Source organism: Nocardioides panacis (assembly GCF_019039255.1).
GTDB lineage: Bacteria > Actinomycetota > Actinomycetes > Propionibacteriales > Nocardioidaceae > Nocardioides_B > Nocardioides_B panacis.
The window spans coordinates 2,765,901-2,778,757 of sequence record NZ_CP077062.1; the positions used below are offsets into that span (position 1 = coordinate 2,765,901).

A 12,857-nucleotide genomic window follows, 5' to 3' on the forward strand; every position below is an offset into this window, starting at 1 on the left:
GTCAGTCGCCAGGCCGGACGAGCCGACCGGGCGTGAAGCCTGCGGATGGGGCCCGCCAGCGGTGCGGGAGCACCGTGCCGAGCAACGGCGACGTCTTCCGAGTCATTCGTCGAACGGGCTGCCCACCGGCACTGTCCGCGGTCACCGACGTCCTACGAGGAGCTGCTGTCACTAGCGCCTCACGCCGTGTCGCGGTGGAGTGCCAACGGATCGCCCACCGTGCCGAACTGCGTATCCAGGGGGCCTTGGGCGAGTCGCTCGTGCAACGGAGCGGCATCGGCCTCGAGCCCCACCAGGGTGCGGAGTCCGGCGAGGACGTCGTCGGGTCTCACGGACGGGGTTCCGTGTCGTAAAACCATGTCGAGTATCGCACACTCGCCCTCGATTCCCGGTCCCGCCGCGGACTGCAGCGACACGACGGCGGCGCGGCAGTCGAAAGTGCGCAGCCCCTTCTTGGTCATCCGCTCGACGAGCACCTCCTCGGCGGCGAGGAAGGCGGTCACCCCCTCGGCGCCCTGGTCGGGCGTCATCGACGGCACGGTCGTCCGCCACACGCTGGCCTCGAGCAGGTCCGAGAGCGAGCCGCCCGGGGACTCCACGACCTGCAGCAGGTCGAGCCCCGGCGGCAGCGCCTCGTCGAGCGCGGCCAGCACCTCCGCCGGGTCGGTGACCTCGGCGAGCCCGATCTCGAGGTACTCCGCCTCGCTGGCTGCCCCGGTCGGGGAGGCTCCCGCGTAGGAGATCCGCGGGTGCGGGTTGAAGCCGGAGGAGTAGGCCATCGGGATCCGGGCCCGGAAGACCGCCCGCTCGAAGGCGCGGGAGAAGTCGCGGTGGCTGGTGAACCGCAGCCGTCCCCGCTTGGCGTACCGGAAGCGGAGCCGCTGGACGGGAGGGGCCTGTTGCTCGGGTTGCTCACGCACGGGGCGCACCCTACCGGCGCGGGTGCGGGGCCCCGTGCGGGAGGATGTCGCGGTGATCGACGACGCCACCGCCCCCGCCCACCCCGACACCCGCGCCCAGCGGGTCCTGGTGGTCGTCGGCATCGTGGTCGTGGCCTTCAACCTGCGGCCCGCCGCGGTGAGCGTCGGTCCGGTCCTCGACGAGATCATCACCGGCCTCGGCATGACCAGCACCACCGCGGGCGTGCTGACGACCCTGCCGGTGCTCTCCTTCGCCGCGTTCGGCGCGCTCGCGCCCTGGCTCGCCCGGGTCCTCGGGCTGCACCGGATCACGCTGCTCGCCCTGGTCTCGGTGGTCGTCGGGCTCGCGCTGCGCTCCCAGACGGCCAACGTGCCGCTGTTCCTGCTGCTCTCGCTGGTCGCGCTGGCCGGCATGGCGACCACGAACGTGCTGCTGCCCTCCCTGGTCAAGCTGCACTTCCCGGACCGGGTCGGCCTGATGACGTCGATCTACACCACCTCGCTCGCGGTCGGGCTGACCCTCTCCTCGGTGCTGACCGTCCCGCTGTCGGAGCACTTCGGGTCGTGGCGGTGGGGGCTGTTCGCCTGGGCGGTCACGGCGCTGGTCGCGGCGCTCCCCTGGATCGGTCTGGTCCGGCACGACAGCGCCCCCGACGTGGCCGCGCGGGGGATCTCGCTCGGCGCCGTCGCCCGCACCCGGCTCGGCTGGGGCATGGCGCTGTTCTTCGGGTTCCAGTCGCTGCAGGCCTACTCGGTGTTCGGCTGGTTCGCGCAGGTCTACCGCGACGCCGGCTTCTCCCCCGGCACCGCCGGGCTGCTGCTCGGCGTGATCACCGCGATGAGCATCCCGCTGTCGTTCTGGTTGCCCTCCTGGGCGGCGCGGATGGAGCACCAGACCTGGCTGATCGTCGGCTTGGTGCTCTGCTACCCCGTCGGGTACGTCGGCCTGATCGTCGCGCCGGTCGCCGGCGCCTGGTTGTGGGCGGTGCTCGTGGGCGTGGCGGCCTCGGTGTTCCCGGTGGTGCTGACCCTGATCGGGCTGCGGGCCCGCACCGCGGAGGGCACGGCGGCGCTGTCCGGCTTCACCCAGTCGGTGGGCTACCTGATCGCGGCGATCGGCCCGTTCGGGATGGGCCTGACCTACGAGCTGACCGGCGGGTGGACCGTGCCGCTGATCGGGCTGATCGTGCTGGTGGTCCCCCAGCTGCTCGCCGGGCTGATGGTCGCCCGGCCCTCCTACATCGAGGACGCGATCGGCGTGCGCACCGCCGGCTGACCGGTGCCGTACGGTGGTCGACGCAAAGTAAAGGAAACCGACGGGCGGCCGGGTACGACGGCCGCCCTCCGCACGTGCACCTGTCGACCCGAGGCTGCCTCCCGGTCGCGTCACGCGCAGACCAGACACGGGAGATCCTCCACATGCTCAGACGACTCGGCGTCGCCCTGGCTTTCGTCCTGCTCACCACCGGAGCGACCGCGGGCAGCGCTGCCGCGTGGCAGCCGGACCCGGGAGCGCACTTCAACGACCCCTGGGGAAGGACCGCCGCCCAGGCGCGGCTGGTCAGGACCTTCGTGGCGGCCGTGAACCACGCGCACCGCGGCTCGACGATCAGGGTCGCGGCGTACTCCAACGACCGCAAGGACATCGCCGACGCGCTGATCAGGGCGCACCGGCGCGGCGTGCACGTGCAGATGCTGCTCAACGACAACTTCACCTCGCGGCAGACCAGGCGGATCCAGCGCGCGCTGGGCAGCGACGTGTCGAAGGCCAGCTTCCTGCGGATCTGCGTGCGCTCCTGCCGCGGGAAGCGCGGCAACCTGCACTCGAAGTTCTACCTGTTCTCGCAGACCGGCACGACGCGCTGGACCACGATGATGGGGTCGGCGAACCTGACCGGCAACGGCGTGAAGATCCAGTGGAACGACATGTACACCGTGAACGCCAACCGGCCGATGTACGACGTCTACTCCCGGGTCTTCGACCAGATGAAGCGGGACCGTCCGCTGCCGCACCCGTTCCGCACCGCCACCGTGCGCGGCGCCTACACGACCAACGTCTACCCGCGCTACGACACCACCCGCAGCGACGACCCGATCATGAGGCGGCTGGACCAGGTCCGCTGCCACGGCGCCGCGGGCGGCACCGGCATCGGCGACCGGACGCTGATCCGGATCTCGATGTACGGCTGGAACGGCGTGCGCGGCCGCTACCTCGCCGACAAGGTCGCCGCGCTCTCGTGGGCCGGGTGCAACATCCGGGTGCTGCACAGCGACGGCGGCGGCTACGTCGTGGGCACGCTGCGTGCGAACGGCGTGAACGTCCGCACCGCGAGCTACGACCGCAACCGCAACGGCACGGTCGACCTGTACACCCACGAGAAGTACATGATCCTGAGCGGGAGGTACGGCGCCAAGGCCGGCTGGCACGTGTGGACCGGGTCCCAGAACTGGTCCGACATCGCGCTGAACGGCGACGAGGTCACCATGCACATCCCGCGGCGCGGGGCGTTCTACGAGTACCGCAAGAACTTCGACTTCATCTGGAAGCACCACAGCCACCGGGTCGGCTGACCCGGCGCGTCTGGCGGCCCGGCGCCGCCAGAGGCGCCGGGTCGGCGTCAGACGACGGTGAGCGGCAGGAGCTTCAGGCCGGTGGGCCCGATCTGGATCTCGGTGTCCTGGCTGGGGCACACGCCGCAGTCGTAGCACGGGGTCCACCGGCAGTCCTCGACCTCGACGTCGAGGTTGGGGTCGATGGCGTCCTGCCAGTCCTCCCAGAGCCAGTCCTTGTCCAGGCCCGAGTCCAGGTGGTCCCAGGGCAGCACCTCGGCGTGCTCGCGCTCGCGGGTGGTGTACCAGTCGAGGTCGACGGGCAGGTCCGCGAGCGACGTACCGGCGGCGGACTCCCAGCGCTCGAAGGAGAAGTGCTCGCTCCAGCCGTCGAACCGGCCGCCGTCGCGCCAGACCTGCTCGATGACCCGGCCGACCCGACGGTCCCCGCGCGAGAGCAGTCCCTCGATGATGCCGGGACGGCCGTCGTGGTAGCGGAACCCGATGGCCCGGGCGAACTTCTTGTCCGCGCGCACGTTGTCGCGCAGCTTCTTGAGCCGGTCGTCGGTGGTCTCGTGGTCGAGCTGCGCGGCCCACTGGAAGGGCGTGTGCGGCTTGGGCACGAAGCCGCCGATGGACACCGTGCAGCGGATGTCGTTCTGGCCGGAGACCTCGCGGCCCTTGGCGATCACCTTCTTCGCCAGGTCGGCGATCTCCAGGACGTCCTCGTCGGTCTCGGTCGGCAGGCCGCACATGAAGTAGAGCTTCACCTGGCGCCAGCCGTGGGAGTACGCCGTGGCGACGGTGCGGATCAGGTCCTCCTCGGTGACCATCTTGTTGATCACCTTGCGCATCCGCTCCGAGCCGCCCTCGGGCGCGAACGTCAGACCGGACCGGCGGCCGTTGCGGGAGAACTCGTTGGCCAGCGTGATGTTGAAGGCGTCCACGCGGGTCGACGGCAGCGACAGCGACACGTTGCTGTCCTCGTAGCGGTCGGCCAGCCCCTTGGCGACCTCGCCGATCTCGGTGTGGTCGGCGCTGGACAGCGAGAGCAGCCCCACCTCGTCGAAGCCGGTGCTGCGGATGCCGTTCTCGACCATGTCGCCGATCGTGGTGATGGAGCGCTCCCGCACCGGGCGGGTGATCATGCCCGCCTGGCAGAACCGGCAGCCGCGTGTGCAGCCGCGGAAGATCTCCACCGAGAACCGCTCGTGCACGGTCTCCGCGAGCGGGACCAGCGGCTTCTTCGGGTAGGGCCAGGCGTCGAGGTCCATCAGCGTGTGCTTGTGCACGCGCCACGGGACGCCGGAGGTGTTCGGCACGACCCGCTTGATCCGGCCGTCCGGGAGGTAGTCGACGTCGTAGAACTTCGGGACGTAGACCGCCCCGGAGACCGCGAGGCGGTAGAGCAGCTCGTCGCGCGGGGTGCGGCCGCCCAGGCCGGGACGGCCCTCGGACTTCCACTCGCGGATCACGTCGGAGATCGCGAGCACGATCTCCTCGCCGTCGCCGAGGACGGCGGCGTCGAGGAAGTCGGCGACCGGCTCGGGGTTGAACGCCGCGTGGCCGCCGGCCAGCACGACCGGGTCCTCGTCGCCGCGGTCGACCGCGTGCAGCGGGATGCCGGCGAGGTCCAGCGCGGTGAGCATGTTGGTGTAGCCCAGCTCGGTCGAGAACGACAGGCCGAGCACGTCGAACGCACGGACCGGGCGGTGGTTGTCGACCGTGAACTGCGGGATGCCGTGCTTGCGCATGGTGGCCTCCATGTCCGGCCACACCGAGTAGGTGCGCTCGGCCAGGATCCAGTCGCGCTCGTTGAGCACCTCGTAGAGGATCTGCACGCCCTGGTTGGGCAGGCCGACCTCGTAGGCGTCGGGGTACATCAGCGCCCAGCGCACCTCGGCGCCGTCCCACGGCTTCTGCGTGGAGTTCAGCTCGCCGCCGACGTACTGGATCGGCTTCTGCACCGACGGGAGCAGTGGCTCGAGCAGCGGGAAGACGCTCTCCGCGGATCTCGGGGACGACTGCACTGTGGGCACGACGGACGACCTTCCGGAGGACTGTGCGGGGGACGCTCCAGGGTACGTCGGCCGGGCGCGGGTCCCGAAACCGAGCGCCGTCAGCCGTCGAGGTCGGCGAGCTCCTTGAGCGCCGCCTCGGCCCGGGCCAGCTCCTCGCGGGCCAGCGCGATCAGGTCGCACAGCCCCTGGGCGCCGAAGCGGTTGCTGACGACGTGCACGGCGTCGCTGATCACGGGATCGATGTCCTGGGGCTGGGACGGCGTCGAAGTCATGACGGCATCCTCGCAAAACCGGCGCAGGTCACGAACCCGACATGCGGAGGACGCCCGGACCGCCGACCCGGCGTCTTTGGCGGGAGGTCGCCGCCAGACGCGCCGGGTCGGCGTCGTTCGGACCGCCAGACGCGCCGGGTCAGCCCTTGACGTAGGACAGCTTCTCCGCGACCAGGCCGTCGCGGAACCGCAGCACGTCCACCCCGCGCACGTGCCCCGGCGTGCCGTCCTCGTTCGTCCACCCGAACCGCCACCGCAGCACCGCGCGGTCGCCGGCGACGAACGACTCCTCCTCGGTGAACAGGGCGTCGGGCGTGCCCCCGAACAGCTCCACCCACACCGCCCGCACGGCGTCCGAGCCGGTGCGTCGTACGCCGTCGGGGGCCGGGCCGGTGGCCTCGAAGACGCAGTCGTCGGTCATCAGCGCCATGATCGCGTCGACGTCGCCGGACCCGAACGCGGCCGAGAACGCGCTCAGGGCTGCGGCGGTGTCCACGCGGCGTCCCGTCCGCCCGCCGCCAGCAGCCGCGCCTGCGGGTCGTCGGCGGCGCCGTCCACGCGGGCCCCGACGAAGCCGGCCCCGCGGTAGATCTCCTCGCGGTCGACGAACCAGGTGGCGACCTCGTCGACCAGGTCGGCGTCCAGTGTCCGGTCCTGCCCGGTCGCGGCGGCGAGGTCCCAGGCGTGGATCAGGTGGTCGGCCGAGAGCTGCCGGACGTACTCCGCCGGGTCCTCGTCGCCGTAGGACAGGTGCACCTTCTCCCCTGCCGGGAGCCGTTCGGCCACCACCGCGACCGCCTCGTCGGCCAGGGTCTCGCCGGTCGCGAGCGGATCCTGGCCAAGCAGGTCGCCGTCGAGGGAGTCGCCGATCTCCGCGATCGTCGCGCCGCGCATCAGCGGCATGGTCCAGGCGTCCTCGCCGACCACGTGGTTCACCAGCGCGCGGACGTTCCAGTCCGTGCACGGGGTGGGCCGGTCCCACTGGTCCGCCGCGACGCCGCGCACCCGCGCGGTCCAGGTTTCGACGGTACGGCGGTGCAGCTCGGCGACGTCCATGGCGCCAGCGTGCTCCCGCCGGGCGGGAACGGTCCATGGCGCATCCGGGCCAGCCCGGCCGGAGGCCCGGGTCGGGGTCGCCGGAGGCCCGGGTCGGCGGTCAGAAGCGGGAGCGGTGCACCCTCGAGCGGGCCACGCCGATGCCTTCGCCGCTGCGCAGGTGGATGTTCTGCAGCAGGCCGAGCGCCATCAGGCTCGCGAACATCGAGCTGCCGCCGTAGGACACGAGCGGGAGGGGTACGCCGGTCACCGGCATGATCCCGAGGCACATGCCGATGTTCTGGAAGGCCTGGAAGCCGAACCAGCACGCGATGCCGGCGGCGGCCACCCGCCCGAACAGGTCGTCGGCGCCCATCGCGATCCGCAGCGCGCGCCACAGCACCACGCCGAGCAGGGCGATCAGCACCGCCGAGCCGACCAGGCCGAGCTCCTCGCCGGCGACGGTGAAGATGAAGTCGGTGTGCTGCTCGGGGACGAACCCGGACTTGGTCTGCGAGCCGCCGAACAGGCCCTGGCCGAAGATCCCGCCGTTGCCGATCGCGATGCGGGCCTGGGTGGTGTTGTAGCCGGCGCCGCGCGGGTCCAGGTCGGGGTTGGTGAACGCCATGAACCGGTCGAGCTGGTAGGCCTTGAGGACGTGCAGCTTGACCGCGAGGGTGGCCGCCACGACCGCGCCGACGAACAGCCCGAGCAGCCAGGTGCGGCGGGCGCCGGAGACCGCGATGACACCGAAGACGGTCGCCGACAGCACCAGCATCGTGCCGAGGTCCGGCTGCAGCAGGATCAGCGCCGCGGGCACGCCGGCGATGGCGAGCATCCCGAGCACGTCGCGGGAGCCGACCTCCGTGGTGCGCAGGGACCCCTCGGTCCGCTCCGCGACGAGCAGCGCCATCCCGATCACGACCGCGAGCTTGGCGAACTCCGCCGGCTGGATGGACATCCCGCCCAGCTGGATCCAGGAGCGCGAGCCGTTGATGGTCACGCCCATCACGAGCACCAGCAGCAGGCCGACGATCGAGGCGACGTACACCAGCGGCGCGAGGATCCGCACCCAGCGGTGGTCGGTCGCGGCGACCATCACCCCGAGCACCACGCCGATGGCGATGTTGACCAGGTGCTTCTTGATGTAGCCGTTGGGGTCGTCGGTGGGGAGGCCGCCGCGGGCCGAGGTGGCCGACCACACCAGCAGGGCGCCGATGGTGAGCAGCGCGGCGGCGGCCGCCATCAGCACCCAGTCCAGGCGCGCGGCCTTGACCCGGGTGGTGGTGCCGGCGAACGTGCGGGTCTGGCGGGGCGAGCGCGGACGGACGGCGACGACGGTCATCGGTTGCCCTTCTTCTCGGCGCGGGTCATCGGCGGCAGGATCTCGCCGTCCCGGGCGAAGACGGGCAGCCCGGCCGGCGGCTTCGCACCGGGCAGCGCCGCGTCCCGGGTGTGCACCTTCATGCCCTGGACGCCGTAGAGCGCCTCCCAGATCTTGCGGACCGCGGGACCGGAGGTGCCGGAGCCGGTGCCCGCCTGGGTGACCATCATCAGCACGACGTAGTCCTTGTCGTACGACGCGACCCAGGACGTGCTCTGCTTGCCGTGCACCTCGGCCGAACCGGTCTTGGAGCGGATCTTGATCTTGTCGAGCGGGAAGTCCATGAACTTCCACGCCGTGGTGCCGGTCTTGGCGGTGCCGAGCAGCGCCTGGTCGACGTACTTCAGGGAGCTGCGGGACACCTTGACCCGGCCGACGACGGCCGGCTTGATCTCGCGGATCGTCCTGCCGTCCGGGCCGACGACGGCCTTGGCGACCCGCGGCTCGTAGAGCGTCCCGCCGTTGGCCAGCGCGGCGTAGGCCCGGGCCGACTGCAGCGGGGTGACCAGGGTGTCGCCCTGGCCGATCACGTAGTTCACCGCGTCGCCGGCGCGGTAGGCGTAGCCCTCCACGCAGAACTCGCGGGCGAAGACGTGCAGGAAGTCGTTGCCGGGCTTCTTGCCGATCTTGCAGTAGTAGCTCTTGTTGGCCTTCCAGTAGGCCTTCTTCCAGACCCGGTCGGCGATCCGGCCGCTCGCCTCGCCCGGCAGGTCGACGCCGGTGGGCTTGCCGAAGCCGAACAGCTTCGCGGTCCTCACCAGCGGGTCCTTGGCCTTCACGTCGGCGACGTCGCTGCCGTAGCGCTGCCAGAACTTGAAGCCGACGCGGTAGAAGAACGTGTCGCAGGAGATCTGCAGCGCCTCGTCGAAGCCGATCATCCCGTAGGACTCCGACTCGTAGTTCTTGAACAGCCGGTTGCCGACCTGGAAGTTCGACGAGCAGTCCAGCCGGGTGCTCGGGCTGAACCCGTTGTTCAGCGCACCCGTGGTCATGAACGGCTTCCACGTCGAGCCGGGGGCGAACTGGCCCTGGGTGGCCCGGAACAGCAGCGGGTTGTCGGACTTGGCGGAGTAGAGCCGGCCGAGCTGCTTGGAGGAGATCCCGCCGACCCACACCTTCGGGCTGTACGTCGGGGCGCCGGCCATCGCCACCACCCGGCCGTTCTTGGCGTCCATCACGACCACCGCGCCGGAGTCGGCGACGTAGTTCTTGTGCGTGACCTTGTCGTAGGTCTTGCGGGCCGTCTTGATGGTCTGGTCGAGCTGCTGCTCCACGACGCCCTGGACGCGCGAGTCGATCGAGGTGACCAGGGTGTCACCGGCGCGGCCGGCGACCTCGCCGGAGTCGCCGAGCACCCGGCCCATCGAGTCGACGGCGACCCGCTTGTAGCCGGGCGCCCCCCCGGAGGTACTTGTCGTACTGCTTCTCCAGGCCGGCCCGGCCGACGACCGAGGCGCCGTGCACCGAGGTGTCGTGCTCGGCCTTGGCCTCGTCGAGCTCCTCGGAGGTGATCGGGCTGAGGTAGCCCAGCAAGTGCGCGGCGTTGATGCCGTACGGCGCCGGGTAGGACCGCACGTTCTGGGACTCGACCAGCACCGACGGGAAGTCCTCGGCCTGCTCCATGATCGAGACCGCGACCGACTGCTCGACGTCCTCGGCGACCGGCACCGGCTGGTAGGGCGACCCGTTCCAGCAGGTGCCCGCGACCGACCCGGTCTCGCCGCACAGCAGCGTCTTGGCCTCGATCCGCTTCACGGGTACGTCGACCGCGCGCGAGAGCCGGCGCAGCAGCGTGGACTGCTCGTCGCCGGCCATCTTGTGCAGCATGGTCCGGTCGAGGCTGACCACCCACGACGTGCGGTTGGCGACCAGCGGACGGCCCATGTCGTCGACGATCAGGCCACGGGCGGGCTGCACGACGAGCTCGCGCACGGACTGCTCGGCGGCCTGGGCCTGGTAGGCCTCACCGCCGAGCACCTGCATGTACCAGAGCCGCCCGAAGAGTGTCACGAACAGCGAGAGCACCAGCGCCTGCACGACGATCAGCCGGAGCCGGCCCTTGACCGCGCTCGGGGTCCGCAGCCGGGGACGCCGGCCGCCCGCACCTGTCGAGGCCATCAGTAGGCGACCTGGTGCGGCTGCAGGTGGCGGAACAGCCGCATCACCAGCGGCAGCACGAAGGGGGTGACCAGCACGTCGTACACGACCGCGACCGGGATGACGGCGAGCGCCTCCCCGACCGGGATGGCCGGGTCGTGCAGCAGCATCCCGCTGAGCGCGAAGAGCGAGGTGCCCACGAACGAGCAGGCGGCGACGGTCAGGACCGCGGCGACGGCCGAGGAGCCGGCGTCCTGGCGGACCCGGCCGGCGAGGTAGCCGACGACGACCAGGGACAGCGCCCAGCGCCCGGCGACGTGGTCGGTGGGCGGGGCCAGGTCGATCGCCAGCCCGCCGAGGAACCCGAGCACCGCGGCGAACTCGGGGCCGCGGACCAGCGCGGCCGCGACCACGACGAGCAGCGCGAGGTTGGGCACCACGCCGTCGAAGGACAGCGCGGAGAACACCGAGACCTGCAGCACGACGGCCAGCAGGACGACACCGGTGAGCAGCAGGGCGCGCAGGGCGGTCATCGGCGGGCTCCCCCGGTCTCGGTGCGGCCCGCGCGGATCACGGCGCGGTCGCTCTTGGTGTCGCCGTCGACGACGACCCCGACCAGGTCGAGCGAGGTGAAGTCGACGTACGGCTCGATGACCGCCTGGGTGGACTGCTGGCGCGGGGTGGCCGACACCGCGTCGACCCGCCCGATCGGCACGCCGGCGACGTACGGGGTGCCGTTCTTGCTGCCCCAGGTCACCACGGCGTCGCCCTTGGCGGCCGAGGCGCCGGCGTCGACGAGCTCGAGGTCGAGGCGGTCGTCGTCGCCGACCGAGCCGCGGCCGTCGATGGTGCCGACCTCCATGCTCGAGCCGAGGCGGCCGCCGACCACCGAGTCCCGGTCGACCAGCAGCAGGACGGTGGCGGTGGACCGGTCGGCGCGCACCACGCGGCCGACCAGCCCGTCGTTGTTGAGCACGGTCATGTCGGCGGTGACGCCGGCGCGGGTGCCGGCGTCGATCGTCACGGTGCGGCTGAAGGACTGGGCGGGGCCCATCGCGACCACCCGGGCGGGCACCAGCGCGTAGCCGGTGCTCTTCGAGGTGGACAGCAGGCCGTCGAGCTCGGCGACCCGGTTGCGGTCCACCGAGGCGCCGGCGAGCTGGCCGCGGAGCTGGGAGTTCTGGGCCTCGAGCCGGGCCACGTCGTCGCGCAGCCCGCCCGTGGTGTGGAAGAACTGCGGCACCGCCTTGAACGGGCGTACGGCGGCCGTGGTGCCGTTCTCCACCGGCCCGAGGACCGTGCCGACCGCGGAGCGCAGCGGGTCGAGCGGGGAGCTCGAGCCGCCACGGACGTCGAGGGTGATCAGCGTGAAGCAGGCGAGCAGCAGCAGCGCGAGCACCGCGCGGGACGGGCGCTTCCCGGGGGAGGTCGGTCGCATGTCGTCAGCCCTGGCTCTCGCTCATCGACGGGGCTCGGAGACGAGCACCTGCTGGAGGGCCTCGAACTCCTCGACGCACTTGCCGGCCCCCATCGCCACCGAGCGCAGCGGCTCCTCGGCGATGTGCACCGGCATCCCGGTCTCGTGGCGCAGCCGCTCGTCGAGGCCGCGCAGCAACGCGCCGCCGCCGGTCAGCACGAGGCCGCGGTCCATGATGTCGCCGGCGAGCTCGGGCGGCGTCTGGTCGAGGGTGGTGCGGACCGCGTCGACGATCGCGTGCAGCGGCTCCTCGAGGGCCATCCGGACCTCGGCGGAGGAGACCACGACGGTCTTGGGCAGCCCGGAGATCATGTCCCGACCGCGGACCTCGGCCTCCGGCTCCTGCGGGAGCGGGAACGCCGAGCCGAGGGTCATCTTGATCTCCTCGGCGGTGCGCTCCCCCAGCATCAGGGAGTACTCCTTCTTCATCCAGGCGATGATCGCCTGGTCGAGGTCGTCGCCCGCGGTGCGGATCGAGAGGCTGGTGACGATGCCGCCCAGCGAGATGACCGCGACCTCCGTCGTGCCGCCGCCGACATCGACGACCATGTTGCCGGTGGCCTCGTGGACGGGGAGCCCGGCGCCGATCGCGGCGGCCATCGGCTCCTCGATGATGTAGACCCGGCGGGCGCCGGCCTGGTAGCCGGCCTCCTTGACGGCGCGCTGCTCGACCGCGGTGATGCCGCTCGGCACGCAGATCACCAGGCGGGGCTTGGCGAAGTAGCGGCGGCGGTGCACCTGCTGGATGAAGTAGCGGAGCATCTGCTCGGTGGACTCGAAGTCCGCGATCACGCCGTCCTTGAGCGGGCGGATCGCGGTGATGTTGTCCGGGGTCCGGCCGATCATCCGCTTCGCCTCGTGCCCGACGGCGAGGATCTCGTTCGTCGAGGAGTTCAGCGCGACGACGGACGGCTCGTCGAGGAGCACGCCCTTGCCACGCACGTAGACGAGCGTGTTGGCGGTGCCGAGGTCAACGGCCATGTCGCGGCCGATGATGCTGTTCGCCATGCCTGCGGTCCCTGCTGTCGTCGCCTGTCCGGGTGGGTCGGGGGTACGGCGCACCGACCCCGTCCCAGGGTAAGAGCGCGAACCTCTCCAGCC

At 71.5% G+C, this 12,857-nt stretch carries 13 protein-coding genes; 2 read left to right on the forward strand and 11 right to left on the reverse strand.

The genetic code is table 11. The annotated features are described in order from the left end of the window. Positions 1-179: 179 nt before the first annotated feature. On the reverse strand, positions 180-920 hold the full coding sequence (locus KRR39_RS13450) for a TIGR03936 family radical SAM-associated protein (RefSeq protein WP_254185124.1): 741 nt from the start codon (positions 918-920) through the stop codon (positions 180-182). Positions 921-972: 52 nt separating this feature from the next. Between KRR39_RS13450 and KRR39_RS13455 the strand changes: the two genes are divergently transcribed. Then, complete coding sequence (locus KRR39_RS13455; RefSeq protein WP_216937590.1) at positions 973-2,196, forward strand: CynX/NimT family MFS transporter; 1,224 nt, start codon at positions 973-975, stop codon at positions 2,194-2,196. Positions 2,197-2,339: 143 nt separating this feature from the next. Continuing rightward, the gene (locus KRR39_RS13460) at positions 2,340-3,491 is read left to right on the forward strand and encodes a phospholipase D-like domain-containing protein (RefSeq protein ID WP_216937591.1); all 1,152 of its coding nucleotides are present in this window, start codon (positions 2,340-2,342) and stop codon (positions 3,489-3,491) included. 47 nt (positions 3,492-3,538) lie between these two features. Here the strand turns inward: KRR39_RS13460 and KRR39_RS13465 are convergent, their stop codons facing one another. The 10 genes from KRR39_RS13465 to KRR39_RS13505 form a co-directional block, all read right to left on the reverse strand. Continuing rightward, positions 3,539-5,500 (reverse strand): TIGR03960 family B12-binding radical SAM protein, encoded by a 1,962-nt coding sequence (locus KRR39_RS13465; protein WP_254185737.1) that lies wholly within the window; start codon positions 5,498-5,500, stop codon positions 3,539-3,541. 89 nt (positions 5,501-5,589) lie between these two features. After that, the gene (locus KRR39_RS13470; protein WP_216937592.1) at positions 5,590-5,763 is read right to left on the reverse strand and encodes a hypothetical protein; all 174 of its coding nucleotides are present in this window, start codon (positions 5,761-5,763) and stop codon (positions 5,590-5,592) included. Between the two features lie 139 nt (positions 5,764-5,902). Then, positions 5,903-6,259: a nuclear transport factor 2 family protein gene (locus KRR39_RS13475; protein ID WP_216937593.1), complete on the reverse strand. Its 357-nt coding sequence runs from the start codon at positions 6,257-6,259 to the stop codon at positions 5,903-5,905. Beyond that, positions 6,238-6,819, reverse strand: coding sequence for a TIGR03086 family metal-binding protein (locus KRR39_RS13480; RefSeq protein ID WP_216937594.1), 582 nt, complete (start codon positions 6,817-6,819; stop codon positions 6,238-6,240). Before KRR39_RS13480 ends, KRR39_RS13475 begins: the two co-directional genes overlap by 22 nt. 100 nt (positions 6,820-6,919) lie before the next feature. Next, positions 6,920-8,143 carry a rod shape-determining protein RodA gene (gene rodA, locus KRR39_RS13485; RefSeq protein WP_216937595.1) on the reverse strand — a complete coding sequence of 408 codons (1,224 nt, stop codon included), beginning with the start codon at positions 8,141-8,143 and terminating at the stop codon, positions 6,920-6,922. Continuing rightward, a complete protein-coding gene (locus tag KRR39_RS13490) occupies positions 8,140-9,546 on the reverse strand; it encodes a penicillin-binding transpeptidase domain-containing protein (protein ID WP_254185125.1) in 1,407 nt (468 codons plus the stop codon). The genes rodA and KRR39_RS13490 overlap by 4 nt, the downstream gene beginning before the upstream one ends. After that, positions 9,497-10,300, reverse strand: coding sequence for a penicillin-binding protein 2 (locus KRR39_RS24865; RefSeq protein ID WP_254185126.1), 804 nt, complete (start codon positions 10,298-10,300; stop codon positions 9,497-9,499). Before KRR39_RS24865 ends, KRR39_RS13490 begins: the two co-directional genes overlap by 50 nt. Next, complete coding sequence (gene mreD / locus KRR39_RS13495) at positions 10,300-10,812, reverse strand: rod shape-determining protein MreD (RefSeq protein ID WP_216937596.1); 513 nt, start codon at positions 10,810-10,812, stop codon at positions 10,300-10,302. The genes KRR39_RS24865 and mreD overlap by 1 nt, the downstream gene beginning before the upstream one ends. Then, positions 10,809-11,717 (reverse strand): rod shape-determining protein MreC, encoded by a 909-nt coding sequence (gene mreC, locus KRR39_RS13500; RefSeq protein ID WP_216937597.1) that lies wholly within the window; start codon positions 11,715-11,717, stop codon positions 10,809-10,811. Before mreC ends, mreD begins: the two co-directional genes overlap by 4 nt. Before the next feature lie 21 nt (positions 11,718-11,738). Then, entirely contained in the window at positions 11,739-12,764 is a 1,026-nt protein-coding gene (locus KRR39_RS13505) for a rod shape-determining protein (RefSeq protein ID WP_216937598.1), read from the reverse strand. Between the last annotated feature and the right edge of the window lie 93 nt (positions 12,765-12,857).

Bases quoted from the DNA above. Each gene is read 5' to 3' on its own strand.
- KRR39_RS13505 (WP_216937598.1), bottom strand. From the start codon at position 12,764: ATGGCGAACAGCATCATCGGCCGCGACATGGCCGTTGACCTCGGCACC.
- KRR39_RS13470 (WP_216937592.1), bottom strand. From the start codon at position 5,763: ATGACTTCGACGCCGTCCCAGCCCCAGGACATCGATCCCGTGATCAGC.
- rodA (WP_216937595.1), bottom strand. From the start codon at position 8,143: ATGACCGTCGTCGCCGTCCGTCCGCGCTCGCCCCGCCAGACCCGCACG.
- mreC (WP_216937597.1), bottom strand. From the start codon at position 11,717: ATGCGACCGACCTCCCCCGGGAAGCGCCCGTCCCGCGCGGTGCTCGCG.
- KRR39_RS13460 (WP_216937591.1), top strand. From the start codon at position 2,340: ATGCTCAGACGACTCGGCGTCGCCCTGGCTTTCGTCCTGCTCACCACC.
- KRR39_RS24865 (WP_254185126.1), bottom strand. From the start codon at position 10,300: ATGGCCTCGACAGGTGCGGGCGGCCGGCGTCCCCGGCTGCGGACCCCG.
- KRR39_RS13490 (WP_254185125.1), bottom strand. From the start codon at position 9,546: ATGGGCCGGGTGCTCGGCGACTCCGGCGAGGTCGCCGGCCGCGCCGGT.
- mreD (WP_216937596.1), bottom strand. From the start codon at position 10,812: ATGACCGCCCTGCGCGCCCTGCTGCTCACCGGTGTCGTCCTGCTGGCC.
- KRR39_RS13480 (WP_216937594.1), bottom strand. From the start codon at position 6,819: ATGGACGTCGCCGAGCTGCACCGCCGTACCGTCGAAACCTGGACCGCG.